At 55.7% G+C, this 26,040-nt stretch carries 22 protein-coding genes; 11 read left to right on the forward strand and 11 right to left on the reverse strand.

Features of this window, described 5'->3' with window-relative positions:
- Window positions 1-55 precede the first annotated feature (55 nt).
- The 9 genes from ACR0B3_RS10200 to ACR0B3_RS10240 all read right to left on the reverse strand — a co-directional run bounded on the left by ACR0B3_RS10200 (window position 56) and on the right by ACR0B3_RS10240 (window position 12,329).
- Window positions 56-4,474 (reverse strand): serine/threonine-protein kinase, encoded by a 4,419-nt coding sequence (locus tag ACR0B3_RS10200; RefSeq protein ID WP_480808958.1) that lies wholly within the window; start codon window positions 4,472-4,474, stop codon window positions 56-58.
- 15 nt (window positions 4,475-4,489) lie between these two features.
- Window positions 4,490-4,954 (reverse strand): hypothetical protein, encoded by a 465-nt coding sequence (locus ACR0B3_RS10205; RefSeq protein WP_480808959.1) that lies wholly within the window; start codon window positions 4,952-4,954, stop codon window positions 4,490-4,492.
- Between the two features lie 113 nt (window positions 4,955-5,067).
- Window positions 5,068-5,958 (reverse strand): adenylate/guanylate cyclase domain-containing protein, encoded by an 891-nt coding sequence (locus tag ACR0B3_RS10210; protein WP_480808960.1) that lies wholly within the window; start codon window positions 5,956-5,958, stop codon window positions 5,068-5,070.
- Window positions 5,959-6,076: 118 nt separating this feature from the next.
- A complete protein-coding gene (locus ACR0B3_RS10215; RefSeq protein WP_480808961.1) occupies window positions 6,077-6,829 on the reverse strand; it encodes an ABC transporter ATP-binding protein in 753 nt (250 codons plus the stop codon).
- 1 nt (window position 6,830) lies between these two features.
- Entirely contained in the window at window positions 6,831-7,679 is an 849-nt protein-coding gene (locus ACR0B3_RS10220; RefSeq protein WP_480808962.1) for an ABC transporter ATP-binding protein, read from the reverse strand.
- Complete coding sequence (locus ACR0B3_RS10225) at window positions 7,676-8,587, reverse strand: ABC transporter permease (protein WP_170723951.1); 912 nt, start codon at window positions 8,585-8,587, stop codon at window positions 7,676-7,678. Before ACR0B3_RS10225 ends, ACR0B3_RS10220 begins: the two co-directional genes overlap by 4 nt.
- Window positions 8,584-9,642: an ABC transporter permease gene (locus ACR0B3_RS10230; protein ID WP_170686290.1), complete on the reverse strand. Its 1,059-nt coding sequence runs from the start codon at window positions 9,640-9,642 to the stop codon at window positions 8,584-8,586. Before ACR0B3_RS10230 ends, ACR0B3_RS10225 begins: the two co-directional genes overlap by 4 nt.
- Window positions 9,643-11,238, reverse strand: a complete 1,596-nt coding sequence (locus ACR0B3_RS10235) for an ABC transporter substrate-binding protein (protein WP_480808963.1) — start codon at window positions 11,236-11,238, stop codon at window positions 9,643-9,645.
- Window positions 11,239-11,273: 35 nt separating this feature from the next.
- Window positions 11,274-12,329, reverse strand: a complete 1,056-nt coding sequence (locus ACR0B3_RS10240; RefSeq protein ID WP_480808964.1) for a dipeptidase — start codon at window positions 12,327-12,329, stop codon at window positions 11,274-11,276.
- A 115-nt stretch (window positions 12,330-12,444) separates the two neighbouring features.
- Here ACR0B3_RS10240 and ACR0B3_RS10245 point away from each other — a divergent pair, with 115 nt between their 5' ends.
- On the forward strand, window positions 12,445-13,362 hold the full coding sequence (locus ACR0B3_RS10245) for a LysR family transcriptional regulator (protein WP_170686293.1): 918 nt from the start codon (window positions 12,445-12,447) through the stop codon (window positions 13,360-13,362).
- Window positions 13,363-13,474: 112 nt separating this feature from the next.
- On the opposite strand, the gene ACR0B3_RS10250 is transcribed toward ACR0B3_RS10245, so the two are convergent.
- Together ACR0B3_RS10250 and ACR0B3_RS10255 are read right to left on the reverse strand one after the other, a co-directional pair.
- On the reverse strand, window positions 13,475-14,344 hold the full coding sequence (locus ACR0B3_RS10250; protein ID WP_480808965.1) for an amidohydrolase family protein: 870 nt from the start codon (window positions 14,342-14,344) through the stop codon (window positions 13,475-13,477).
- The gene (locus ACR0B3_RS10255; protein WP_480808966.1) at window positions 14,341-15,354 is read right to left on the reverse strand and encodes an ester cyclase; all 1,014 of its coding nucleotides are present in this window, start codon (window positions 15,352-15,354) and stop codon (window positions 14,341-14,343) included. The genes ACR0B3_RS10250 and ACR0B3_RS10255 overlap by 4 nt, the downstream gene beginning before the upstream one ends.
- Before the next feature lie 155 nt (window positions 15,355-15,509).
- On the opposite strand from ACR0B3_RS10255, the gene ACR0B3_RS10260 reads away from it, so the two are divergent.
- The 10 genes from ACR0B3_RS10260 to ACR0B3_RS10305 all read left to right on the forward strand — a co-directional run bounded on the left by ACR0B3_RS10260 (window position 15,510) and on the right by ACR0B3_RS10305 (window position 25,930).
- Complete coding sequence (locus ACR0B3_RS10260; protein WP_170686296.1) at window positions 15,510-16,556, forward strand: sn-glycerol-3-phosphate ABC transporter ATP-binding protein UgpC; 1,047 nt, start codon at window positions 15,510-15,512, stop codon at window positions 16,554-16,556.
- 73 nt (window positions 16,557-16,629) lie between these two features.
- Window positions 16,630-17,841, forward strand: a complete 1,212-nt coding sequence (locus ACR0B3_RS10265) for an ABC transporter substrate-binding protein (protein WP_480808967.1) — start codon at window positions 16,630-16,632, stop codon at window positions 17,839-17,841.
- 67 nt (window positions 17,842-17,908) lie between these two features.
- The gene (locus tag ACR0B3_RS10270; protein ID WP_480808968.1) at window positions 17,909-18,931 is read left to right on the forward strand and encodes a carbohydrate ABC transporter permease; all 1,023 of its coding nucleotides are present in this window, start codon (window positions 17,909-17,911) and stop codon (window positions 18,929-18,931) included.
- Window position 18,932: 1 nt separating this feature from the next.
- On the forward strand, window positions 18,933-20,087 hold the full coding sequence (locus ACR0B3_RS10275; RefSeq protein WP_480808969.1) for a carbohydrate ABC transporter permease: 1,155 nt from the start codon (window positions 18,933-18,935) through the stop codon (window positions 20,085-20,087).
- A gap of 128 nt (window positions 20,088-20,215) precedes the next feature.
- Window positions 20,216-20,746, forward strand: coding sequence for an ester cyclase (locus ACR0B3_RS10280; RefSeq protein WP_480808970.1), 531 nt, complete (start codon window positions 20,216-20,218; stop codon window positions 20,744-20,746).
- Between the two features lie 10 nt (window positions 20,747-20,756).
- Window positions 20,757-22,088: a histidinol dehydrogenase gene (gene hisD, locus ACR0B3_RS10285; protein WP_480808971.1), complete on the forward strand. Its 1,332-nt coding sequence runs from the start codon at window positions 20,757-20,759 to the stop codon at window positions 22,086-22,088.
- Window positions 22,085-23,137 (forward strand): ester cyclase, encoded by a 1,053-nt coding sequence (locus ACR0B3_RS10290; protein ID WP_480808972.1) that lies wholly within the window; start codon window positions 22,085-22,087, stop codon window positions 23,135-23,137. Before hisD ends, ACR0B3_RS10290 begins: the two co-directional genes overlap by 4 nt.
- On the forward strand, window positions 23,137-23,901 hold the full coding sequence (locus ACR0B3_RS10295) for an SDR family NAD(P)-dependent oxidoreductase (RefSeq protein WP_480808973.1): 765 nt from the start codon (window positions 23,137-23,139) through the stop codon (window positions 23,899-23,901). The genes ACR0B3_RS10290 and ACR0B3_RS10295 overlap by 1 nt, the downstream gene beginning before the upstream one ends.
- Window positions 23,901-24,941 carry a LacI family DNA-binding transcriptional regulator gene (locus tag ACR0B3_RS10300; protein WP_480808974.1) on the forward strand — a complete coding sequence of 347 codons (1,041 nt, stop codon included), beginning with the start codon at window positions 23,901-23,903 and terminating at the stop codon, window positions 24,939-24,941. The genes ACR0B3_RS10295 and ACR0B3_RS10300 overlap by 1 nt, the downstream gene beginning before the upstream one ends.
- Complete coding sequence (locus tag ACR0B3_RS10305; RefSeq protein WP_480808975.1) at window positions 24,941-25,930, forward strand: nuclear transport factor 2 family protein; 990 nt, start codon at window positions 24,941-24,943, stop codon at window positions 25,928-25,930. Before ACR0B3_RS10300 ends, ACR0B3_RS10305 begins: the two co-directional genes overlap by 1 nt.
- Window positions 25,931-26,040: the final 110 nt, after the last annotated feature.

Genomic DNA, 26,040 nt, shown 5'->3' on the forward strand with positions numbered 1-26,040 from the left:
GCTATTACTAAAGCAGTTGCATCGCCACAGAGCCTCTCTGAGAAACCCCCAGTGTTCAGTCGGCAAATGCGTCGCAAGTCGACGTCGGCTCGCCACTCCCCAAGTACTGAACCCGACGACCTTCATCGAAGGTCGGGCTGCCCAGCGCGCAAGCTATTTCCAAGCTTAGCCCAGTCCAGACCCGAACGTCCCCAGCTTCGCTTGAGGTTGCAAAAGACCTGCGATCAGGCGCAAGCGCGATGCGCCAGGTTGGGGCTTGGTGTATCTTTTCAACGGGCATGAGCCGACGATTTGTGGCCGTATCCCACCAATGCAATTGCCCAGACCGGTCAATCGCGACCAAAGTTGCTTCGTCTGCCATAAAGGCAATATCCGTGGCTCCACCTTTGTGCCCACCATAAGCGGCCAATTCTTTGCCACTCTCGATATCCCAGACTTTGACCACCTCGTCGCTCGATGCTGATGCGACGCGTTTACCATCGCTGCTGAAGGCCACGCTCCAAAGCGTATTATCATCCGCCGAAATCTGCCTGATCAACTGACCATCAGCAATCGACCAAACATAAACTTTGCCATCTGCGGTGGCCGCTGCCAACAATCGTCGATCATCAGAGATCGCTATCCGGTTTGCTGCAATAACTGCGGGCTCAAAATGTCTGACCACATCTGCGTCTGAAGTACTGAATTGGTATACCCCGTCACCGGTCGCCACAAAAAACTCTGACGCTCCCCCTTGGATGATGGACCAAACAGGTGTCCGACCCAGATCGAGCTGGCTTTTCAGTTGCATGGAATCCATGTTCCAGATTTTGATTTGGCCTTCTCGATCACCCGTTACCAAAAGGCTTCCGTCCTGTGAGAAGGCGATGGCCCAGATTTGGCTACCGTGCCCCTGCAACAGCGTGGGTTTCATGATCGAACCCAGCTTCCGAACCCAGATGTTTCCTTCGCTGTCGCCTACAGCGATGGATTTACCATCTGGGGCATAAGCAATCCCAAGCGCTTTTGCATCGGCCGGTATCGTAAACCTGTCCTTGTCGCTGGTATCCGGTCCGATCCGCCACAGTCTTACCTGCTGATCTCGGCCCAAAGTCGCAAGTAGCGGGGATTGTCTAGCAGGTTCCAGATCAACAATTCTTTGACTGTGCGCCTGCACAACCTCGCCGATTTGTTCCAAATCCGAACCCTCCATTCTGAGCGTCCCATCGGCCCCAGCCCCAACAAGGATGTTGTCTGGTCCTGCAAATGTCGCAGCTACAATATCCGGGCTGGCAGCAAAGCGATCGACAATCGGAAAGCCCGCGGGAAAGCCAATGGTTGTTATTCTTCCATTCGAGTGAGAAACAGCGATCGCATTGCTGTCACTGCTGAATGACAAATGATCAGGGTCCGGCCCTAACGGTCCACCCGGTATCAGCGAAAAGGCAGGCGTCGCTTTGGAATCGATCCACCCAAATATGGCGCCGTCGACATTCGCGGCGATCAGTCCTTCGGAAGCCGGCGAAAATGTCACTTTCTTGAAGCCAAGTGGCGTCGTCACCAGTGGATCTCCGATTTGCATTCCGTTCGACACGCTCCAAAGGCGCACAGTCCCGTCCCCTGTCGCTGAGGCAATGCGCTCTCCTGTGGCATCGAAAGCCACACCAAAGGCCACGTCATTATCTGAAAACAACGTCGTGATCGGGCCATAGTGACCTGGGTCAACATTCCAGAGCCGAACATCGCCATCAGTCGCCGCAGACGCCAGAAGCTCACCGTCAGGAGAGAAGGCGACATCCCTGATACCGCCTGTGTGACCAATCAACTGGGCCAGAATGGCACCACCGGGTTCGGTACTGTGAACCATGATGCGCCCATCGCGCAACCCGACTGCAATCCGCGAACCAGACCCATCGATCGCCATCGTCTGGGCATCCCCAACATTAAAAGGACTTCCCAAAGGGATAAGTCCGCCCTCACCCAGCTTTTGCCGCGCCAGAAGCATCGCCGACCGCGCCTCTGATGTGGAACCTGCAGATTCTGCGCGTACGATTGCTTCGGCACTTAGGGACAAGGCGAGCAATGGGTCCGTGCTCGATAAACCATTTGCTGCAGCGCCAAGCGCCCTCGCAAACCTTTCGTTGGCTTCAGCAGTTGCAGCCACGGCGAGCAGGCGGTTTTTCTCAGCCATGCCCGATGCGCGTATTGCCAAAAACGACGCAACAGTCGCTCCTATGGCCAGTAAGGCAAGGGCGGCGACGGCAACTTGGTTGACATGGCGGCGGCGGCGGCGGCGCAAATTGGAGGCCGCCTTTGCCTGATCTCGCGCGCTCCGTGCCGCACCCAGAAATTCTCGCTCAAGTTCACCCAGTATGTTTTCGTTCTTCGCCGACCACTCTTCGGCAGCCAAAAGCCGTGTGCCGCGATACAATAAATCCTGTTCACAATTTTCAACATCCCACTCTGCGGCATCATGCTGGATGCGCTGACGCATGCGCAAATCATCCCGGCTCGCTTCAATCCATGATTTGAGACGTGGCCAGGTTCTTAGCAGCGCTTCATGTGCGATCTGGACATTTTTGTCATCCAACGTCAGCAGCCGCGCATCCGTCAAAGCGTCGACAACCCGCCGCGTTGTGGTCGGGTCGGTATCGCGCTCGATCTCATCAATGGGCAACAGGCGTCGTGTGTCAGGTGTTCCCTCGCCGGGAGTAACCAAACGCAGGAACAATCGCCGGGTTGCTTCTTGCTGATCATCGTCGAAAGCATCCGTAAAAAGTGTTTCAGCCGTCTGGCTGATGGCCCCTGCGACGCCGCCAGACTGGCGATACCCATCCAGTGACATAACGGCCCCTTTGCGGCGGCTCCATGTTTCATAGAGAGCGTGCGCAACAAGAGGAAGCGAACCTGCTTCGCGGCCTGCTTCATCAACGATCGCATCGATGAGCGATCTATCCATATGCAAGCCGGCGGTATGGGCCGGCTCGCTGATTGCACGGCGAAGTTCGGGCCGCGTCATCGGCCCGACCAGAAACTGGTTTTCCGTGATCCGGTCTGCAAGCCAAGGTATTTCCGCGCAGGACGCATAAAAATCCGCCCGGATTGTCAGAACGATGCGCACGCGGCTATCCGCCGGATCGGTCATGGCAGACAAAGCCTCGATAAATTTGCTCCTGCGTTCCTGTTTGACCAGCGTGAAAAGCTCTTCAAACTGGTCGATGCAAATCAGCAACTCTCCTTCATTCGCGGTGGCTAAACGCCGCGCCGCGCTTGGATAAGCGATAAAATCATTCAGTGAGACCTGAGCGGTAAGATGGGAATTGTCGCCTATCAGCTGAAAGTACAAATCAGTCATCGGGTCACGGCCAGGCGTGAACACACAGACGCGCCAGTCCTCGCTGCCGGATATCGCATTCGCAGCAATCGCTGGGAGCAGACCAGCACGCAAAACGGACGATTTACCACTGCCGGAAGATCCACCCAAAACCAGTATCCGGCTCTGCTGAAGCCGCGATACAAGCCCTTCAACCAGATCTTCACGGCCAAAGAAGTAGTCGGCATCCTCAGGTTGGAACGCCGCAAGCCCTTTGTAAGGGCATTCCACTCGGCTTTCCGAGATTTGTGTCACCGCCTCGGATGCCGCCTCACGCCGGTCGCGATCCAGTGCGTCATTCATCGCACTGCGCCAAGATACCATATCCAGAAAACGCGCCTGCGGGTCCAATGCCATACCGTGTTCTATGCAGTCGCGCCACATCTCCGGAAGTCCGGCAAGATATTCAGTCACACGGTGAAACGGAGGTGGCGCCTTGCCGGTCAATACGTGCCACATCAACGCGCTGGCTGAATATATGTCGGTCATCGGTGTCACGGGTTGCCCGTGCTCAGATTGCTCCGGCGCCTGATACAGCGGTGTGCCGGCCATCATGGTCGCGCCAGTGACACCGATCGCCAGATCCTTTGCAATCCCCAGATCGGCCAGAAAGACACGCTCATCCAACCCGACCAAAGCGTCCGGGTGAGCCATGCTTTCACTGTCTTTCGATCGCTTTACACGTTGCAAAAGGATATTCGCGGGTTTGACGTCCCGATGCACAACATTGGCCTCGTGCACAGCAGTCAGGCCATCTGCCAGCGCATCGATCAAGATTTCCACACCTTCTCGTTTGGCCAATGCAGAGGGACTCAAACGCTTCAAACGGTCCGCCAATGTGCCTCTGTCAGCATAGTCCATAACAAAATAGGGTCGCCCGTCTTCCAACCGCCCGACATCATGAACCGACACAACGCGCGGAGACCGAATACGCCGCAATAAGCGCGCTTCCTCAAGAAAATGGCTGATGACCTTTTCGTTGCTCACAAGGTTCGAATGAAGGATTTTCAGCGTTACCGGAACTTCCAGTTCATCATCTCGCGCCAAGACAACCGCCGCGAACCCACCGCTCGCGATTTCACGCTCGACAGCGTAACGACCGATGAACGCGGGAAAGCTCATGTTGGTCTTTGCGCTTTAGAAGTGTTCTTGCACATCCACGCAATGATACTTGGTTGCATCCAGTATGTTGTGATCCCTATCTGCAGCTGTCACGCACAGTGTTGTGCCACCGTCGCGCGCTGCGGTAGAGGCCGCCTCCTTCGTCACATAGCTTGGGTAATCAGCATGCCTGTGCCACCGGCCTTGAACGACATTGAAGTCACTTTGGGCATTCTTGCCGACTTGTTCGACCGAATAGCTTTCGCCCCACCACGCGTGGAAATGGTTCTTCGATACATCTGGTGTGAAATTCGATTCATATGTCACGATCAGTTCGTCGCCATCTTTGGCAACCGAAGAGATCTGAACTTCGCACCCATCCACCGGGCAAGCATTGGGCATCTCTGACTGTGCAGACGCGTTAGCTCCAAACATCAGTGAAGCCGTCCCGAGGATCAGAACGCCCCGACGCCATTGGTTTGCCGAAAATTTCAATAACATCATTCCCTCCCAATCTTGGTTGAAATCCACAATTGGCGCCGATTCTAGCACAATCATGTGTTTCTTTCTGAGACTTTCGCCACAGAAGCTAAAATCCAAGGTTTCGATAGGGCCTATCGACGGACGACTTCAAACTCCAAAGGCCGCGCATCAGCGTGCAATATAGGAAGCGCGGGCGAGATAAGACCGCTATCAGCAAGCATAATGTTTTCGCGCTTAAGCTGGATCTCGCGTGCATTCTCGAATTGCACGTAAGTCCCTGACGAGCTGCGATCTGCCAGCATCAGTTTTCCGCCCTTCAAGCTGAGAACTGCATGCAGCCGCGAAACCCACGGCTCTGGCAGGATCACATCGCACTGACTGGATCTGCCGATCTTCAGCTGGCCACCTTCTCTGCATCGCCATGTCTGATCATCATGATAGAGGATTAAAGCAAAGTTTTCGTTCTGATGCCCATCTTGCGCACCGCTGGCCGTTTGAGTCGGTAGTTGCATCACGGTGCTCAACCCCTCCGTCGAGGCCACGATTGAATAGGCTTTAACAGGTTCACTGACACCTTTCAGGCGCAGAGATCCAATCGGTGTGAGCATCTGGTGCCTCCCAGAACTCAGGTCTTTGAAGACACTTTCACTCACGCACGCTTCGCCCGGATTGGCCGCTGCCGCCAAGCGCGCCGTCAGATTAACTGTTTCGCCAAATATCCCATTCTCACCTACGACGGCCGGTCCTCGGTGAACGCCAGCATGGACCGACAGCAGCGTACCCGGTGGCTTTTGGATCATCTCCACCACTGTATCTATCGCGGCCTCAGAATCACTAAAATAGCTTAAGACGTCGTCACCCTTTTGCCCCACGGGAATTCCGCCAAACCCAAGCAAGGCTTCACGCAATCGGTCGATTTCATATTGAATCAGTTGTTGCGCCTGATCGTCCCCCATTTCTTCATAAAACGGAGTGCTGTCCGATATGTCGGCGATTATAGTTGTGACAAGCTTGGTCTCCACGGCGCCACTCGCAATACGGTTGATGGGAATTGCGGTTTAGGAATAGTCCAAGAGTAGAATAGCGACATCGCTGAAATCAAGCGGCCGCTGAGCCGACCACATACCACCGTATGGCCTGCTATTGGGTAGCGACTGAAGCCATCAGAAGTTCTTGCGAATACGCGTGTTTGGGATTGCCCGCGCGGAGAGTATCAGACGACATCACTTCGACGATCTCGCCGTTCCGCATGACCGCCAGTTGGTCACACATATGCGCAATGACAGGCAAATCGTGAGAGACCATCAGATAGGTTAACCCTCTCTGCGCACGCAGATCGGTCAGCAAGTTCAGCACCTCAGCCTGAACGCTGACATCCAGGGCTGAGGTCGGTTCATCCAGCAGCAATATGTCCGGCTCACCTGCAAGTGCGCGTGCAATTGCCACCCGCTGACGTTGACCACCCGAAAGCTGATGCGGGTAACGAAACCTGAACCGATGCCCAAGGCCAACATCATTCAGCAGCCCAGTTACACGTTTGTCGATCTGGTCAAGCCCGTGCAAATGCAGTGTTTCGCTTAGCACCTGATCAACTGTGTGGCGTGGGTGAAGCGACGCGTATGGATCCTGAAAAACCATCTGCACAGTTCTGAAGAAATTTCGATTTCGCTTCGCCCCCGAAAGCGCCTCGCCTTCGACTTGAATGGTGCCTGACCATTGCGAAGCCAGACCGGTTATGGCTCGCAATATGGTCGACTTTCCCGATCCGCTTTCGCCGACCAATCCGAAACTCTCACCCTGCTTAACGCTAAGACTAGCATCCTTGACCGCATCCACGCGATCATGCGCGTAACCAAACCATACGTTCAGGTGGTTGATCTCCAATGCGGTCATTTCACCCCCTCACGCTCGGCGCTTGTGACCAATTGGGATCGCGGGTGAGAACACTGAGATGCGAGCACTTCTCGTCAAGGCGCGGCAGCGAGTTCAGCAGCCCTTGGGTGTACGGATGTTGCGCCTGATGTAGCTTGTCCGCTTCACAGACTTCAACGATCCGGCCTGCGTACATAATGAGGACACGATCACAAAACTCGGACACCAGATTCAGGTCATGACTGATAAAAATCAGGCCCATCCCCCGTTCTTTGACCAATCCGTCCATGATGTTCAGCACTTGACGCTGGACACTGACATCCAATGCCGAGGTCGGCTCATCCGCGATCAGAATCTTGGGGTTCGGGATCAGCATCATGGCAATCATGATACGCTGCCCCATACCACCTGACACTTCATGCGGGTAAGCCCGCATTACCCGTTCGGGATCACGGATCGAGACATTATCGAGCATCTCGATCGCCATCTTTTTGGCCCGCGGTTTTGAGCCGGAATTGTGCTGAAGGTATGCCTCCATGAGTTGCTCGCCAACTGTGACCACGGGATTCAAAGAAAACTTTGGGTCCTGCATGACCATCGAAATCTGCTTGCCCCGCACGCTGCGCATTTCGCGCTCTGTAAACTGCAAAAGGTCGCGACCTTCCAGATTGATGTGGTTTGCCTCGACAATACCCGGTTTGCGGATCAGGCGCAGAATGGCCCGCCCCGTCATCGACTTCCCGGACCCGCTTTCGCCCACGATCCCCAGACGTTCACGCCCCAATGAGAACGAGACACCGCGTACAGCATCGAACACGCCCTGACGGGTTGGGAAGCGGACCCAAAGGTCTTCGATGTCGAGTAACTTCATTGCCCACCATCCTTTGGGTCCAGAGCATCTCGCAGCCCATCGCCCAATAGGTTGAAGGCCAGAGAAACTGTGAAAATTGCAAGCCCAGGCACAGTGGCAACCCACCAATGGTCAAGGATGAACCTTCGACCTTCGGATATCATCGCCCCCCATTCGGGGCTCGGAGGTTGCGCCCCCAGCCCCAGAAACCCAAGACCGGCTGCCGCCAGAATGATCCCGGCCATGTCGAGTGTGACCCGCACGATCAGTGATGAAATACAAAGCGGCCAGATGTGTCGGGTGATGATCCGCAGTGGCCCGGCCCCTTGAAGGCGGATCGCGTTGATATAGTCGGTCGACCTGATCGTAAGTGTTTCCGCCCGCGCCATGCGCGCGTATGGTGGCCAGGCTGTTAGCGAGATTGCCAGAACCGCGTTTTCAATCCCTGCTCCGAGTGCAGCAACAAAAGCCAAGGCCAGAACCAGCCGTGGGAAGGCGAGAAATATATCGGTGATCCGCATGAGGATCACATCTGTCCATCCCCCCGCATACCCCGCAACCGTACCAACCAACAGCCCAGCAATCGGCGCAATGATCGCGACCAGTGCAACGATATAAAGGGTGATCCGTGCCCCATAGATCAGACGTGATAGAAGATCGCGTCCCAGACTATCAGTTCCCAGCAAATGTCCTTCGGACCCGAGAGGAAGCAGTCGGCTGGACAGATCCTGAACAAAGGGATCATGTGGTGCGAGGATCGGAGCAAAAACTGCAGTCAGAACAAGGATAACAAGGATCGCCAACCCAACCATCGCCATCGAGTTTGATCGCAAGGTCAGCCATCCTTTGTACAAGCTGGCCAATCTGGCATGGCGGCGCGATGTGGGTTCGTCGGTCAGCAGCCACTGACGCAAAGTCATGTCGCTCATTTCGACCTCGGATCAAAGAAGCGGTAGAGAAGGTCGGAGAATATGTTCAGGCAGATGAAAATCAGCCCAACTACAACGGTTCCTCCGAGAACGGCATTCATATCAGCACTCAGCAAAGCCGTCGTGATATAGCTACCGATCCCCGGCCAGCTAAAGATGATCTCGGTCAGAACCGACCCTTCCAGCAAATTGGCGTAGCTTAGTGCGATGACTGTAATGAGCTGCACGCGAATATTCTTGAAGGCATGGCGCCAAATAACCTGTCGCTCTGACAGGCCTTTGACGCGAGCGGTGATGACATATTCCGCCGATAACTGCTCCAACATGAAGGATCGCGTCATCCGGCTGATGTAGGCCAGTGAGTAATATCCCAACAAAGCGGCAGGCAGGATGATGTGTGACAGTGCATTGCGGAAGACGTTCCAGTCTCGGGCGATGGCACTGTCGACCAGGATCATCCCAGTACGCGTAGGCACAATATCTTCGTAGAAAATATCCAGCCGACCCGGCCCGCCGACCCAGCCAAGAATGCCGTAAAAGACTAAAAGCCCCATGAGCCCCAGCCAAAAGATCGGCATTGAGTAACCAACAAGGGCAACGACACGCGCAATCTGGTCGATCCAGGACCCGCGCTTAACGGCAGCAATCACTCCCAAAGGAACTCCTAGAAAGATGCCGATCATTACACCCAGTGTCGCCAGTTCCAGCGTCGCTGGAAAAACGCGTGCAATATCTTCTGACACCGGACGCGCATTCAGCAGCGAGTCTCCAAAGTCTCCGTGCAAAACGTCCCAAAGGTAATACCCGAACTGCACCAGCAGCGGCTTATCCAAACCAAGTTCCTGGTAGACTGCGTCGTAAGTCGATTGCGAGGCGCGTTCACCCACGATCGCCAAGACCGGGTCGATCGGCATGACGCGTCCGATGATAAAGGTCACGAACAATAGTCCGAGCATCGTAATTGCAATGGTGCCAAGAGTTTTCAGGATACTCTTGATCCAATGGATAAGAGGCGCCGCGCGGCGCCCCTCAGTTGGTCTTTCGGCCAGAGCCATTTACTTGGTCACCTGCCAATACGACGCCGATGTGATCGCCTGACCGGTTGAGAAATCCGTCACATTCTCGCGCATTGCCGATTGTTCGATTTGCTGGAACATCACGACAAATGGTGATGTCTCACGGAACTCGGCCTGGATTTCCTTGTACATATCTGCACGCTTCAAAGTGTCGTTCTCAACCACTGCTGCAGCCGTTTTCTCCGTCAATCCGCCGGTATCCCACGAATTCCGCCATGCCAACAATCCGGTCGCATTGGCCGCATCCGAGTTGTCCGGATTATAGGCAAACGTTCCTGCGTTGGTCTGCGGGTCAGGATAATCCGGCCCCCATGCGCCAAGATAGACGTCCAACTCCCGTGCACGATAGCGCGCCAGAATTTGTTTCGCGGTACCAACGGTGATGTTCATCGTGATACCAACCTGACCCAGTGCATTTTGAAGTGACTGAGCGATCTCAATACGTTCCTGCGCTTCGCGCACGCCGACTTCGATTTCTAGCCCACTTACCCCGGCTTCATCCAGCAGCGCTTTGGCTTTTTCAACATCGAAGCTGAACGGATTCTCATCAGATGCGCCAAGATAGGTTTGAGGCAGGAAATTCTGATGAATTGTGTACTGACCTTTCAGGAAACTATCGCGCATCCCTTCATAGTCGATCAGATATTTGAAAGCCTGGCGGACCTGAGGTTTGCTGAGCTCAGGGTGTTTCTGGTTCAGCGAGACATACATCAGACGGCCTTTCAGCTCGTCCGCGATCTTGACGCCAGCGACCGATGACACACCTGCAACGTCTTCGGGGTTCAGGTTGCGGGCAACGTCGATATCACCACGCTCCAACAGCAAGCGCTGGCTGGCGCTTTCCTGAACGTGACGGACAACGACGCGCTCCATCGATGGGGCACCCAGATAGAAATTGGGGTTGGACTGCAGGGTCACACTTTCATTGGGCTTCCAGCTTACCAAACTGTAAGCGCCGGAACCCGCCGTGTTGGTCTTGAGCCATTCGTTCCCCAGATCCCCGTCCTTGTCGTGTTCCATCACCGTCTTCTTGTCGACGATACCGCCGATCGTGGCCGTTAGGCAGTTCAGAACGAAGGATGTCGCGTAGGGTTTGTCTGTCGTGATCGTCAGAGTGTTGCCATCGGCAACAATCGTTTGCTCGACGTTTTCCGGCGTGAAGCCAAACTGGGTCAGGATAAATGCCGGAGTTTTGTTCAAAATGATCGCGCGGCGCAGCGAAAACTGAACATCCTCAGCAGTCACGGGGTTACCGGAATGAAAGGTCAGCCCTTCTCTGATTTTGAAGGTTATCGATTTACCGTCATCCGATACATCCCAGCTTTCAGCAACGTCCGGCTGATACCCCGCATCCAGTTCCAGCGGATCAAAATTAACGAGCTTTTGGTACACATTCCGGCTGACATCCGACCCGGCAAATTCAAAACTTTCAGCAGGATCCAGTGTTGTAATGTCGTCAATACGGTTCGCAATCACCAGCATGTTCGGCGGCGTTTCCGCCATCGCCGAAGTCGAGGTCACGGCCAGCGCCAGCCCTAGCGCCGCACCGGTAAGCAATCTATTAAATGCGTTCATTTTGTCCTCTCTGTCATCAAGTTGTTCAATAACGGTTACGATCCCCAGGTTTTCTCAAGTACACGCAACCAGTTTTCGTGGCAGAGCTTCTTGATGAGCTCTTCGCCATATCCATGGATTTCCATGGCATCTCTCAATCGGGGCAGCATCGAGACGTCAGTCACATCATCGGGAACCACTGCCCCGTCATAATCTGATCCAAGTCCTACGCGGTCCTCTCCTATTATCCCAATCATGTGGTCGAGGTGCCGTAGAACTTGGGTCAACGGCACGTCGGACAGCATCCGCCCATCTTCGCGCAAAAACGCCGCTGCGAAGTTCAGACCAACCATCCCATCGCTTTCCGCGATGGTGCGCAGCTGGTCATCCGTCAGATTTCGGGCGTGCGGGCATATCGCATGCGCATTTGAATGCGTGGCCACCAGTGGTGCATCGGAATGCCGCGCCACGTCCCAGAACCCTTTTTCATTGAGGTGAGACAGATCAAGCATGATGCCCAGGGCGTTGCAGCGCTGCACAAGTCGCAACCCATGATCCGTTAACCCCGGCCCGGTATCCGTCCCGGATGGATATCTGAACGGCACACCATGGCCAAAAATGTTAGGCCGACTCCAGACGAGCCCTAGTGACCGCAACCCTGCTGCATGGAAAACATCAAGTGAATGCAGATCAGCATCAATCGCTTCGGCGCCCTCAATATGGAAAATGGCAGCCATGCGACCATGCGCAATACAGTCCCGGATATCGGCAACAGACCGAACCACCTTCAATGCACCCAACCGTTCCAGCTCAAGCAATATTGCAATCTGGCTCAGAGCGGCAGGCAACGCGTCTTCGGCATCAATTGGACCAGGAAGCGGGAGGTCATAGCTCGGCTGAACCATTTCTTCCATCTTTGCGTCGGCATCCATTGGCGATGGAACCCAGATCGCAAAGAAGCCACCGCCGAACCCACCGTGCTGGGCTTTGACCAGATCAATCGCGCCATCGAGGCCGGTTAGAAAGCGGCCAGCCTCAGGCAGGCCCCCTGAGGACGACAATTTCGACAGAACGTCGTTATGTCCGTCAAAGATAGAAGGGGAAGTATTCAACCTCGCGCCACCCAAGCTAGTATCATTTCGATACACGTTAGCAGGAGGTATCATCATGATTGTAAAAAAATTCGATGAGTTTTACTCATAGAGCTAGTCAAATTTGAGAGGGTGCATGGAACCCAAAAAACCACGCAATTGGCACTCGTTACCGGAATATCAGGCGTTGCGTGCACTCATGCAGGCCGGAACGACCGCGGCAGCCGCTCGGCAGCTCGGATTGTCTCAGTCTGCGGTAAGCCGATCTGTCGGCAGCTTGGAATCCCGGCTAGGCAAAACCCTGTTCGAGCGGGATGCGGGCAGGTTACGACCGACACAGGAGGCTGTAAGGCTCAATATGCGTTTGGATCCGTTGTTCGAGGCCTTGGACAGGATAGACGGACCGGGTGAGACCGTGCAGGAGACGCTGCGACTTGTCGCCCCGCCCAGCTATGCCCACCGTTACATCGTTTCACTGATCGCAAGCTTTTTGCGGGGAAATCCCGGTTTTTTTGTCAATCTGGAGGTGACGACGTCAGATATGGTGACGCTTGGGGTGTTGGAAAATCGCTTTGATCTGGCGGTAACCGGCATTGAACAAAGCCGTGCAGGTATAAAACTAATTCCCTTCAGGGAATCCCCCGCTGTCTGCGTGATGCGGCCAGAGCATCCGCTGGCAAATCGCAGCAAACTTTCTCCATTGGATCTGCACGAGCAGGATTTGATCGCATTAACCTATCGCCACGGCAGGCGCGGTCAGCTTGACCGCTTGCTCCATCAGGTGCGGGCTGAACCAAAGATAGTCGCCGAAGTTTCAACGTCGTTTGCCGCCGCCGACATGGCGCGCGAAGGATTGGGGCTGGCAATCATCAACCCCTTTCCGGTCTACATGTATCGCTCACCAGACCTGACCTTCATCCCGTTTGAATCACCGATGAGATATCGTGGTCACTTTGTGGTATCAGACCAGAGGCCGGTTCCAAGAATTGCGCGCGCTTTCATGCGTCATCTTCGCTTGAACACGCCGCCAGATCCGTTCTCTGAGAAAGCCTAGCTATACAGCTCATAAAGCCGGGTTAACCTAATGGTGTCAGGCTGCTGCAGCCGCTAATAACAGATGTTTATGCACCGCCTTTGGGCGTCAAACTACGCGCCAAACGTCGCCGTTAAATACGGTAGAACCGTTTCGCCGTATTGTAGAAAACATCGTCCTGACTGGGAAGCGGCACAAGTTCCAGATTCCGCAAGACGGTCTCTTCATACGTAGCACTCAGGCTGTCGACAGGGAAATTCGAACCAAACATGCAGCGATTGGCTTCGAACTGCGACAGACATGTTGATACGATTGGCGCGACGCTTTCGGCACTCCAGCCGTGATCGAACATTCCTAGACCCGAGAGCTTGCAATGGACGTGCGGCAAGTTCGAAAGCGTCTTCAGGGCATCCGCCCATTTCTGCAGGCCTTCTGGCGTTCGATCATGCGGAGATCCAGCGTGACACAGCGCGACCTGAGTGTTCGCTGCTTGCGCCAGAACACCCGCCGCTTGATCCATCAGTTCGGGCAAGAGCTGAAGGTCAAAAGACAGGCCACGTTCGCCCAGCTGCCTGAGGCCAGACAAGAATTTTGGGTCCTCAAGCAACGCGTTAGTGCCCGTTGCGGCATCCTCACCCGGAGCGCGGCCGATGATCTGACGAACCCCGCGTAGGGACGGCAAACTCTGAAGCCGGTCGAGTTCTTCGCTCAGATTGCCCGCCGTCAAGTCGCAGAAAGCGACCTGAACCAGAGGCCAGTCCGGGGATTTGTCAACCACAGACTGGACCCACTGCGCCTCGGCCCATGGGTCGGCAGCACCGACCTGAATATGGACCGAAGCGGTAAAACCTTGAGCCTCAGCATCAGCACGAAATTCAGGCAGTAAATAGTCCCGCTGGATCGGAGCGGGATCGCCGAAAAAACGGACAATGCCTTTCTCGCTGAGCCATGGGTAGTCTACGGCACTAAGATCCCATAGGTGATGATGCGCATCTATTCTCATAGGGTTTCAATCCCTGTGGTACGTTCCAGGATATCGATGCCCTGCCCCTTCCAGAAATGCAGCAGGTCGATGAAAATCCAGTTTTCAGCCAGCTTGTCGCCCTCGCGGCGATAGATATCGATCACGCGGAATTCACCGGCTTTACCTGTCGCTGGCATGCCCATGAACCCTCCAGCCGGAACTGCGGTGAAATTGGGCCAGCCAAAGAAGCCTCCATAGTGTCCTTCGGCCAGACGACAGATATGTTTTGTCTTCGCGCGTTCGGTAAACCCGGCGCGGAACGGGCCAGAGTGCTGTTTGGCATATCGCTCAATCGTGTAGGTCGCACCAATCCCCTCCGGGCCCCACCAGATCATATCCTTGTGCCAAGTTCGCGCCAGTTCATCCTCAAGCGACAGCCCGCTATTCCATTGCCCAAGGTCTGCGATCATCGCGTTGATAAGGTCGAGCGTCTTTCTGCTCGCTTCCTCGGGCTGGTCGTAGAACAAAAGGCCATCATGGGTCGCAGGTCCGGGCTGCACCAGATGCGCTGCGGTCTGCGGAGGGAACGGGTTCTGCCCTGCCTGCACCATCAGATGCGGAATGTCGAAGTACATCGCAGTCTCGACTATTCTGCCATCAACAATTTTGTAGAACGCGCTATAGCGCAGGAAGGACATTTTCCCGGTCGGTCGAATCCCCAACCAAGAGTGGTCAAACAGACCCATCAGATGTCCCATGGTCACAACCCAGACATCGGCGTCTTCAGACAGTGAATTCTTACCGGCAAACAGAATATCCGTGCGATTGTGCAAGCTAGTCAGACTGTTTTTGAGCGGTTGCCAGAATTCCTGCGCGACCTGCTTGGCACCGGTGATTTTGTTAAAGGGATGAAATCCGTGCCACTCCAATTCCGGCGCGCAGAATCGGTTCATGACATCTGGAATTTCTTGCTCGCCCGCTGTCTCCAAGGCCTGATGGAAAGCGGCGATTAGTTTTTTTTCTGCTTGGAAGGTCACGATATTTGCCATTGTGGTCAGTTGTTTACGATTGGCGAAGGGCCGGTTTGAGTCGGTGCTTTTCCAGATATTTGCATACGTATGCAAAAATGTCTTGCCTGATTTGATACATGCGAATTACAGTTTTGCAATCGTATGCAAAATAGTGATTCCTTGCAGGGGGCTCCATGGCGGAAATTCAGTTACGGAACGTCGGAAAGCGGTGGGGCTCATTTATTGGGGTCCATAACTTTGATCTGACCATTGCGGATCGCGAATTTCTGGTGCTGTTAGGCCCCTCGGGCTGTGGCAAGACCACAACAATGCGCATGATAGCAGGCCTTGAAGATGTAACCGAAGGCGAAATCCTCGTCGATGGCAAAGTGGTCAACGACCTTGAACCCAAGGATCGCGACGTTGCGATGGTGTTCCAGAGCTACGCGCTCTACCCCAATATGAACGTCTATGAGAATATCCGCTTCCCACTGAAAGTGCGTGGCATCGACCCATCGACACATGACGAAAAGGTTCGTCGTGCCAGTGCAATGGTTGAACTGGATGACTTCTTGCATCGCAAACCCGCCGAATTGTCGGGTGGTCAGCGGCAGCGTGTTGCGCTGGCGCGGGCAATCGTTCGGGAACCCAATGTGTTCCTGATGGACGAGCCGCTGTCGAACCTTGACGCCAAGCTGCGCGTTTCGACAAGGGCGCAGATCAAGAACCTCAGCCACGAACTGGCGGTGACAACGATCTACGTGACCCATGACCAGATCGAGGCGATGACACTGGCCGACCGCGTTGTCGTGATGAAACAGGGTGTGGTGCAGCAAGTGGGCAGCCCGACCGAAATCTATGACCGTCCTGCCAATACATTTGTTGCCAGCTTCATCGGCTCGCCTGCGATGAACCTGATGGATGGCGAAGTGTCTGGCGGCGTATTCCGCGCTGAAAACGTGGCGATCCCGGTCGATGCCGCAGACGGTCCGATGACCCTGGGGTTCCGCGCCGAAGATGCCAGCCTTGCAGAAGGTCAAGGCGAAATCACTGCTCCAATTTATACGCTGGAGCTGTTGGGCGACGCGACCATGATCTCGGTTCGGGTCGGCGGTGCGCTGGTTTCCGTCAAAGCTGACAAAGCATTCCGCGCCGAAATCGGCGAGCCTGTCTCGTTCTCGGTGCCAAAAGAAATCTGTCACCTCTTCGAAGCTGGAAGCGGTGCGCGGATCGGGGGCTAACCCCATCACGCCCAACCGGGCAAATCACCGGTCCGGACGTCGACGACGGACCGATCCTGACAGGGAGACATTTATGAAACTCAAGACAATCCTCATGGCTGGCGCCATGTCCATCGCCTCAAGCGTCGCTTGGGCGGACTGTGCATATGACAATACAGTCGATATCAAATCACTAACAGCCAGTTTCGAAGCCTGGAAGGCGGTCACCGATGCGATGGCCGAATGCGGTAACTTCAGCGCTTCGCTGGACAATGAATTCCGCGAAAAGCAGCCCGAAGCGTTTGCGGCCAGCCCGGCACTCTACCAGATCGGTGGTGTATCGAATGCGACCATTATTCCGTTGCTGAACGCAGGCACCATCCGCCCGCTGGACGATCTGATCGAGAAATATGGCCAGAATTTGCTGCCGAACCAGCTTATCAAAGTTGACGGTCAGACCATGGCGGTCGCGTTCATGGTGAACGCTCAGCACATGATGTATCGCGACGACGTTCTTGCCGAGCTGGGCATTGAAGAGCCAAAGACCTATGCCGATGTTCTGGCTGCAGCGGCCAAGATCAAAGAAGCCGGTGTCATGGACTACCCAATCGGTGGAACGTTCAAGACCGGTTGGAACCTGGGTCAGGAATTCGTGAACATGTACCTGGGTGAAGGCGGCTCGTTCTTTACCGACGGCAACATGCCCGCGATCAACAACCCCCAAGGTGTTGCGGCGCTTGAGACCATGAAAGCGATGACCGAGTTCATGGACCCAGAATACCTGGTCTCGGATTCAACCTATGTTCAGCAGCAGTTCCAGCAGGGCAAAATCGCTATGGCGAACCTATGGGCCAGCCGCGCCGCTGCGATGAATGATGAGGCCGAAAGCCAAGTTGTAGGCAAGGTCACAATGTCTGCAGCGCCCATGGGCTCGGCGGCACCAGCTACGACCATCTGGTGGGACGGCATCGTCCTGGCGTCGAACATCAGCGACGAAGAGGCTGAAGCTGCATTCCAGGTCGCGATGGAAGGGATCGACGGTGAAATGGTTGCAGCCAATAACGACACAGCCGTTTGGTTGAACACAGCCTACACACCCGGCGACCTGGCTGCTGGTGCTGCGGCGTCGGCTCAGAACGGCGCGGGTGCTTATCCGTCCTCTGGTCCGATGGGCATCATGCACACCGAACTGGGCAATGGTCTGGCGGACTATCTGACCGGTGCCAAGGATGCCGAGACCACACTGGCAGATATCGAAGCGGCCTATATCACCGCCGCGAAAGAAGCTGGTCTGATCAACAACTAACACTCCCCTGCGGGAGGGCCTCGGCCCTCCTGCTCCTTTTTTCGAGAACCATGAGAAAGGCAGAGCCATGAATTTCAGGACATTTGCCGCCTTTGTAGGCCCCTCTGTCTTTATGATGCTTCTCTTTATCGCGTTCCCTCTGGTGAGCGTTTTTCAGCAGAGTTTCTATATTACTCAACCGGTTTACGAGACGGTTGAAAAGGAAACCTGTACACCGGGCTTCCTGACCCAGACCTGCGTGACCGAGGAAGTTTCGCAGCCCGTGCTGGATGAGCATGGCGAAATTGTCACCCGAACCGAATATGTCGGGCTGCAGAGCTATCGGAACGTGCTTGAGCCCGAGCGTGCCTGGCGCGCGGTGACGGAAGGCAATTGGAGCGTTCTGTCCACGATCAACTTCTGGAAGGCGCTGCGGTTTACATTGACCTTCACGCTGATCACCCTACCCCTGGTGATAGTCTGTGGCCTGGGGATCGCGGTGTTGATCAACAATGCGGCGAAATCAATTCGAGGGCCGGTGATCTTTATTTCGCTGCTTCCGTTCATCATCACGCCTGTTATTGGCGCCCTTTCGATCAACTGGTTGTTCCGGGGCGACGGTATCATGACGGCCTTCCTTGAATGGTGGCTGCAACGCGATATCGCATTGTTCGCTCAGGCCTGGACCATCGAAGTGCTGATGATGTTCTACCGCGTCTGGCACGTAGCGCCTTTTGCCGCCATCGTCTTCTATGCTGGCCTGCAGACCGTCAATCAGGACAGCTTGGAAAGTGCTGTCATTGACGGGGCAACCCGTTGGCAGCGCATGAAATACATCGTGATCCCGCACCTGATGCCACTGATCATCTTCATCTCGATGATCCACCTGATGGACTCGTATCGGGTATTCGAAGAAGTCGTCGGCTTCTCGAGCCAGGGCTACGTCATCTCGCTGCAGTGGCTGACCTTTGATTTCCTTGTGCCGGATCAGGCTGGAAACCGGTCAATCAGCCGGGCCTCGGCCAGCGCGATGCTGACCATGATCGGTATCGTCATTCTGCTTATCCTTCCGCTGCGCCGGACCTGGCGCGATCACAAAGGAGGTCACTAACATGTCCTCGCGCGCCCTTCGCCAACCCCTTAGCCTGCGGCTGACCTCGAACATCTTCCTCGTGATCTGGTGTCTGATTGCCGCCTTCCCGATCGTGTGGATCACGGTGATGAGCTTTAAGTCTCCGGTTGATGCTTACGACAGCAACGCGCTCAACGTGATCCTGGGCCCTGCGACGCTTGCGACGGGCAATGGGTTATCGATACTCGACATCATCATAGGCATCGCGGCGATCTGGGCAGCCGCGCTTCTGGTCATGAAAAAGCTGCCATCGATGATCAAATCCTACAGCAAACCCGGGCAAGAGTGGTTGGGTTGGGTTATCGGTGTCTTGGTCACGTTGATCGCGCTGTTGCTGGTCTTCGTCGTACTTTTGCCCACTGCACTCAACATTCTAAACCCCCTGTTGGGACCGCTTGGTCGTGACGTATTGGGCCTGACGACCGAACACTACGAAACCGTATGGATTGATCGCGGGTTTACGAACAACTTTAAGAACTCTCTGATCGTGACGACTGGAGTTGTGACTGTATCACTGACTGTGGGTACTCTGGCGGGCTATGGCCTTGCGCGGTCGGGTTCGACGCTGGCATTCTGGCTGTTGATCGTCGCGTTGATCTTCCGCGCGCTGCCGCATTCGGTTCTGGTTGCAGGCTACCTGCCGGTTTTCATCAACTCGGCCGAATGGCTGTCGCCGATCCTAGGCGAAAATGCACCAACTCTGTACGGAAAACCCTTTGCCGTAATTGCGGTTCTGGTTGCGATCAATCAGCCTTTCACGATCTGGATGCTGCGTTCGTTCTTCCAGAACATTCCTGCCGAACTTGATGAGGCCGCCCGAGTTGATGGCTGCAACCACTTCCAGGCGTTCCGCCGTGTAATTATGCCAGTCATGTGGCCGGGTGTGATCACCACGGGTCTGTTCAGCTTCTTGCTGGCTTATAACGACTTCCTCGTGACCTCGTTGCTCTTGGATGCGCAGAACCAGACCATGGTTCCGGCCATCGTCGGTATGTTCAACCGTGAAACCACCACCACAGACCAGGTTGTCGCTGTTGCCGCAGCTGTGTCGATCATTGCACCTCTGTTCTTCCTTGTGATGATCTTCCAGCGCCAGATTGTCAGCGGTCTGACCGCCGGTGCGGTGAAAGGTTGATGAGCAATCACGCGCGCCATAACGCCATGTCGCGCCATCCGGCGCTGAACAGGATGCCCAGGGATTTTCTGAGCGTTGGGGGACCACTCCCCCAATCTCTTCCCTGGAAATCCTGAAAGGACATAGACATGAAAGGTTCCCGTCCCGAACAGGCGGTACTGACCCGCGATACGGACCTGAGCAAGACTGACGATACGCGCCGCGTTATCGAGACCATGGTGGACGGTCTGAACGACCACCGGATTGACGACATCGGTGAGTTTTTTTCGCAAGGCTTTCGCTGGATAGGCAATCAAGGCTGCGGTACCAAAACCGGCCTGAAGGAATTTCAGGACAACTGGCAGCGCCCATTTCAAGCGGCGTTTTCAGACAAGACCTGCATCGATGAGGCACGTCTTTACATGGGCGAATGGGCGGCCGCGTTTGGCCGTCAGGAAGCTACCCATTCAGGCGAATTTCTGGGTATCGCCCCCACCGGCAAGCGCGTCGAGATCCGCTATATGGATTTTTGGAAAGTGGTCGACGGCAAGATCGTCGACAATTGGGTGAATGTCGATTTCGCCCATGTCGCCGCTCAGCTGGGTGTCGACCTGTTTAACGGTGAAGGCTGGGAAGCATTTGACCGGGGGGAAAAGGTTCCGCCCCGGCCCGAAAACTGAGGATTGAAAAATGACGATCGAGTATCTGAAACGCGGTAAGTCTGACGCTGACCGGGCTGAAGATGACGCCAAAACCCGTGCAGTGGTCGAAGCAACGCTGAAGGACATTGAAACGCGTGGCGACGCAGCCGTGCGCGAGCTGAGCGAGAAGTTCGACAACTATTCGCCCGAGGCGTTTCGCCTGTCTCAGGAACAGATTGATGAGCTGATCGGTCAGCTGACTGACCGGGAACTGGCTGATATCAAATTCGCGCAGGAACAGGTGCGCAACTTTGCACAGGCACAGCGCGATTCGATGCTGGATATCGAGGTCGAAACCCTGCCCGGTGTCATTCTGGGCCATAAGAACATCCCGGTGCAGTCGGTTGGCTGCTATGTGCCCGGGGGCAAGTTCCCAATGGTGGCCTCGGCACACATGTCTGTGGCGACAGCCTCGGTTGCCGGTGTTCCGCGTATCATCGCCTGCACCCCTCCGTTCAACGGCAAGCCCAACGCAGCCGTGATCGCGGCGATGCATCTGGGTGGAGCGCATGAGATTTACGTCATGGGCGGCATTCAGGCCATCGGTGCCATGGCTCTGGGAACCGAGACGATCGATCCCGTGCATATGCTGGTCGGTCCCGGCAATGCGTTCGTTGCCGAGGCCAAGCGCCAGTTGTTTGGCCGCGTGGGCATCGATCTGTTTGCGGGCCCAACCGAGACGATGGTGATCGCTGACGAGACCGCCGCTGATGCTGAGCTTTGTGCCACCGACCTGCTGGGACAGGCCGAGCATGGGTACAACAGCCCCTGCGTTCTGCTGACCAACTCGCGTAAACTGGCCGAGGACACACTGTCCGAAGTCGACCGCATTCTGGGCATTCTGCCGACTGCTGGGACCGCGAAAGTGTCGTGGGAAGAATACGGTGAAGTCATCGTCTGCGATACTTATGATGAGATGCTGCAAGTCGCCGACGACATCGCGTCTGAACATGTCCAGGTCATGACGGATCGCGACGATTGGTTCCTTGAAAACATGACGTGTTACGGCGCGTTGTTCCTTGGGCCACGCACCAATGTCTCGAACGGTGATAAAGTGATTGGCACAAATCACACCCTGCCGACGAAGAAAGCGGGCCGCTATACTGGTGGCCTTTGGGTTGGAAAATACCTGAAAACGCATAGTTATCAGAAGGTTCTGACGGACGAAGCCGCGACAATGATCGGCGAGTACGGCTCGCGCCTGTGCATGTTGGAAGGCTTTGTGGGTCACGCCGAACAATGCAATGTCCGCGTGCGTCGCTATGGCGGTATCAATGTACCCTATGGCGAACCCGCGCCATATAGGGACGCCGCTGAATGACTGACAGGAACACGCAGCACAAGGCCCTGATCGCTCCGCTCAGGGCCGCCATGTATGACTTCTCAGAGGCCGGCGTTCGTAAGACGCTGGCCGGGTTGACTGAACCGGACGCTGTGTTTCACCTATGTCACCCGTTCGGGGACAGCACAGGCAGCGATGCCTATTATAACAGCACCTACAAAGACCTTTTGACTGCCTGGCCCGATCTGGAGCGCCGCGATTACATCGTCATGGCTGGCCCGGACGAGGCTGGTGCGGACTGGGTCGGCGCCGGTGGCTATTACACAGGCACCTTTACAGGACCATGGCTGGACATTCCGCCAACAGGTCATCAGGTGACGATGCGCTTCCACGAGTTCTATCGATTTGTGGACGGCAAAGTAGTCGAGATGCAGGCGCTTTGGGACATTCCCGAAGTGATGATGCAAGCCAACGCATGGCCGATGGCACCCAGTCTGGGGAGCGAATGGCATGTCCCCGGCCCTGCAACGCAGGATGGGATCGTACCCGGGCCATATGATGCTGCGAAAGGCAAAGCGACCTGCCAGCACATCATCGACATGTTGGAACACCTAAAGAAACACCCGTCACAAGGCGGTCCCGAAGTGATGGAGATGGAGCGGTTCTGGCATCCGCGCATGAATTGGTACGGCCCATCGGGGATCGGAACCGGGCGCGGCTATACAGGTTTTCGCAACTGGCACCAGATCCCATTCCTGAGCGGGATGCCTGATCGCGGTCAGTATGTGGATGAGATCGCCTATCACTTCTTCGGTGATGGTGAATATGCCGCTGTGACCGGCTGGCCCAACATGATTCAGACCGTCACACATGACGGCTGGATGGGCATCGCACCATCGGGCAAGAAAATCACCATGCGCAGCCTCGATTTCTGGCGGCTGGAGAATGGCAGAATCCGCGAAAACTGGGTTCTGGTCGATTTGCTGGACGCCTATCGGCAGCTTGGTGTTGACGTGTTTGCCCGCCTGCGGGAATTCAACAAGGCCCGAAACCTGGGCCGCATTGAAATACCGGATGGAATGAGCTGATGACCGACCTTCCGCGCACACCCTCGTTTTCCCTGAAAGGGAAATGCGCACTTGTGACTGGGGCGTCTTCAGGCATTGGGCAAGGCTGTGCCGTTGCGTTGGCCGAAGCTGGGGCACATGTGGTCTGTGCCGCGCGTGGTGCTGATCGCTTGAACGAAACTGTTTCTGCGTTGCAAGCGCAGGGCTGGTCGGCCGAGGCGCAAGTTCTGGATCAAGTCAATCTGGATGCCATGCAAGCCCTGTTCGACAGTCGTGCCTTCGAGGTCGTGGTGAACTCAGCCGGTCTGGCGCGCCATGGCCCAGCTGTCGAAACAACACCCGAAGACTTTGACGCGGTAACGACGGTTAACCTTCGATCCGCCTATTTCCTGTCGTCTTATGCGGCCAAAGCACTGATGGCGGCGGGCAAGCGGGGCTCGATCATCCATATCTCAAGCCAAATGGGCCATGTGGGTGGCATCGACCGCGCGGTTTATTGCGCCACAAAGCACGGGCTTGAGGGGATGGTCAAAGCCATGGCGATCGAATGGGGAAAGCAAGGCGTGCGGATCAATACCGTTTGCCCGACATTCATTCGCACACCGCTCACACAATCCACCTTCGACAATCCCGAACGGGCCGCGTGGATAATGGAGAAAATCAAGCTGGATCGCGTCGGTGAGGTCGAGGATATCATGGGCGCAGTCGCGTATCTGGCCTCGGACGCCTCTGCCCTGGTCACTGGCACTTCGATGCTTATCGACGGGGGATGGACGGCGGACTGATGGCTGAAAAAGTCACCTCTCTTCAAGTTGCGCAACTGGCTGGCGTCAGCCAGTCGGCGGTCAGCCGGGTGTTTACGCCCGGCGCATCGGTCAGCAAGAAGACCGAAGAGAAAGTACGCAAAGCAGCCGTTAAGCTGGGCTATCGCCCCAATGTTCTGGCAAGGGCGATGGTATCGGGCAAAAGCCGGATCATTGGCCTGGTGGTCGGCTATCTGGATAACTACTTCTACCCCGAAGCGCTTGAGAAGCTTTCGAACGCGCTGCAGGTACAAGGGTATCATGTGTTGATCTTCATGGCCTCACGCTCTGCCGGGAATATCGACGACGTGATGGACGAGATTTTGGATTATCAGGTCGATGGGGTCATCCTGGCCTCGGTCCCGATGTCATCTGATATTGCGATGCGCTGCCAACAGGCGGGCGTGCCGGTTGTTCTGTTCAACCGTAGCCAGGACATCGAAGGCATTACCACGGTGACCTCAGACAACTATGCAGGCGGTCGCAAGGTCGCTGAATTTCTGGTCGCTGGTGGGCATAAGCGGATAGCTTATATTGCGGGTTGGCAGGGCGCTTCGACCCAGCGCGATCGCGAAGCAGGCTTTAGGGCTGCATTAGAAGAGGCCGGGCAGACCCTCTTTGCCCATGATGTCGGAGAGTTCCACACCGAAAATGCACGTGCCGCCGCGCGCCGCATGTTCGACGTCGCACCTGATGATCGACCCGATGCTGTGCTGGTCGCAAACGACCACATGGCCCTTGCGGTGATGGATGTTCTCCGTTTTGAGTTGGGCCTGCAGGTGCCCGAGGATGTCTCGGTCGTGGGATACGACGATGTGCCACCTGCCGCGTGGCCTGCCTATAATCTGACAACGATCCGCCAGCGTGCAAACCTGATGGTGGCGGAAACCGTTGCAGCACTTTTTGAACATATCGACACCCCTGAGACAGCCGAACCGCGCAAAGTGGCCATTGATGGGCCGCTGATCGTGCGCACATCCGCTCGGTTACCAAAGGGCTGGACACCACAAAGGACAAGGTGATGAGAGGCTTTTCCAACAAATTCAAAGACTTTCCCGACTACATCATCGGGATCACCAAAGAGATCTGGGAAGACCGCGGAATTTCGACGCTGCACGAATACTATGCCCCGGAAATAGTCGTGCGCATGCCAGGCAGCGTGTCCACCGGAAACTTGGGTGTCATCGGCTCAACCATGGCGACCTTGGCTGAGTTTCCAGACCGTACGCTTCTGGGGGAAGATGTGATTTGGTCTGGCACGCCCGAAGACGGGATGCTGTCGAGCCATCGCATCATGTCCACCGCAACGCATCTGGGCGATGGCGCATTCGGGCAGGCAACAGGCGCAAAGCTGCACTACCGAATTCTGGCCGACTGCCACGCCGTCAACAACGCGATTGATGACGAATGGCTGATCCGAGACAATGGTGCAATCGTGCGGCAGATGGGATGGGATCCGAAAGAGTATGCCCGCGATCTGATTGCGCGCGAAGGTGGCCCAGAGAGTTGCGTCAAGCCTCTGACGCCGGCCAATGATATCGCGGGCCCCTATTCGGGTCGTGGCAATGATAACGAATGGGGGCAACGTCATGCCGAATTGCTGACGGCCATGATGGAGGCCGACATGGCCACTGTTGAGCGGTCCTATGACCGCGCCGTGCAATCGGAGTATCCCGGAGGCGCAACCGGATATGGGCGCGAGCCAGTGGACAAGTTCTGGATGTCTCTGCGTTCGGCTCTTCCAAGTGCGACATTCACCATCCACCACCAGATTGGCCGTGACGATCCCAATATGCCACCGCGGTCCGCGATCCGTTGGAGCCTGCACGGCAAGCACGACGGATGGGGCGCATTTGGGGCACCAACCGGGGCTGAGCTGTATGTGCTGGGCATCAGTCATGCCGAATGGGGCGAGCTGATCGGCGGTGACATCAGGCTGCGCCGCGAATGGACGCTGTTTGATGAAACCGCGATCTGGAAACAACTTGCGCTGGCAACCGGAGACGTTTGATGCCTTCGGTGCCTCACTTTCTTGACGCCCGTGAAGCGACCCGCCGGTATCATTGCCACCGGGCGTCGCTGCGGGCCAAACGTTTGAACAATCGTCCTCCCGGTGCGCGA

Source organism: Ruegeria sp. CE9 (assembly GCF_056537425.1).

What these genes read in the sequence shown, in the direction of transcription:
- ACR0B3_RS10305 (WP_480808975.1), top strand. Translation starts at nt 24,941, where the DNA reads ATGAGAGGCTTTTCCAACAAATTCAAAGACTTTCCCGACTACATCATC.
- ACR0B3_RS10200 (WP_480808958.1), bottom strand. Translation starts at nt 4,474, where the DNA reads ATGAGCTTTCCCGCGTTCATCGGTCGTTACGCTGTCGAGCGTGAAATC.
- ACR0B3_RS10205 (WP_480808959.1), bottom strand. Translation starts at nt 4,954, where the DNA reads ATGTTATTGAAATTTTCGGCAAACCAATGGCGTCGGGGCGTTCTGATC.
- ACR0B3_RS10290 (WP_480808972.1), top strand. Translation starts at nt 22,085, where the DNA reads ATGACTGACAGGAACACGCAGCACAAGGCCCTGATCGCTCCGCTCAGG.
- ACR0B3_RS10255 (WP_480808966.1), bottom strand. Translation starts at nt 15,354, where the DNA reads ATGGCAAATATCGTGACCTTCCAAGCAGAAAAAAAACTAATCGCCGCT.
- ACR0B3_RS10295 (WP_480808973.1), top strand. Translation starts at nt 23,137, where the DNA reads ATGACCGACCTTCCGCGCACACCCTCGTTTTCCCTGAAAGGGAAATGC.
- ACR0B3_RS10250 (WP_480808965.1), bottom strand. Translation starts at nt 14,344, where the DNA reads ATGAGAATAGATGCGCATCATCACCTATGGGATCTTAGTGCCGTAGAC.
- ACR0B3_RS10300 (WP_480808974.1), top strand. Translation starts at nt 23,901, where the DNA reads ATGGCTGAAAAAGTCACCTCTCTTCAAGTTGCGCAACTGGCTGGCGTC.
- ACR0B3_RS10280 (WP_480808970.1), top strand. Translation starts at nt 20,216, where the DNA reads ATGAAAGGTTCCCGTCCCGAACAGGCGGTACTGACCCGCGATACGGAC.
- ACR0B3_RS10265 (WP_480808967.1), top strand. Translation starts at nt 16,630, where the DNA reads ATGAAACTCAAGACAATCCTCATGGCTGGCGCCATGTCCATCGCCTCA.
- ACR0B3_RS10260 (WP_170686296.1), top strand. Translation starts at nt 15,510, where the DNA reads ATGGCGGAAATTCAGTTACGGAACGTCGGAAAGCGGTGGGGCTCATTT.
- ACR0B3_RS10215 (WP_480808961.1), bottom strand. Translation starts at nt 6,829, where the DNA reads ATGACCGCATTGGAGATCAACCACCTGAACGTATGGTTTGGTTACGCG.
- ACR0B3_RS10225 (WP_170723951.1), bottom strand. Translation starts at nt 8,587, where the DNA reads ATGAGCGACATGACTTTGCGTCAGTGGCTGCTGACCGACGAACCCACA.
- ACR0B3_RS10270 (WP_480808968.1), top strand. Translation starts at nt 17,909, where the DNA reads ATGAATTTCAGGACATTTGCCGCCTTTGTAGGCCCCTCTGTCTTTATG.
- ACR0B3_RS10220 (WP_480808962.1), bottom strand. Translation starts at nt 7,679, where the DNA reads ATGAAGTTACTCGACATCGAAGACCTTTGGGTCCGCTTCCCAACCCGT.
- ACR0B3_RS10275 (WP_480808969.1), top strand. Translation starts at nt 18,933, where the DNA reads ATGTCCTCGCGCGCCCTTCGCCAACCCCTTAGCCTGCGGCTGACCTCG.
- ACR0B3_RS10245 (WP_170686293.1), top strand. Translation starts at nt 12,445, where the DNA reads ATGGAACCCAAAAAACCACGCAATTGGCACTCGTTACCGGAATATCAG.
- hisD (WP_480808971.1), top strand. Translation starts at nt 20,757, where the DNA reads ATGACGATCGAGTATCTGAAACGCGGTAAGTCTGACGCTGACCGGGCT.
- ACR0B3_RS10230 (WP_170686290.1), bottom strand. Translation starts at nt 9,642, where the DNA reads ATGGCTCTGGCCGAAAGACCAACTGAGGGGCGCCGCGCGGCGCCTCTT.
- ACR0B3_RS10235 (WP_480808963.1), bottom strand. Translation starts at nt 11,238, where the DNA reads ATGAACGCATTTAATAGATTGCTTACCGGTGCGGCGCTAGGGCTGGCG.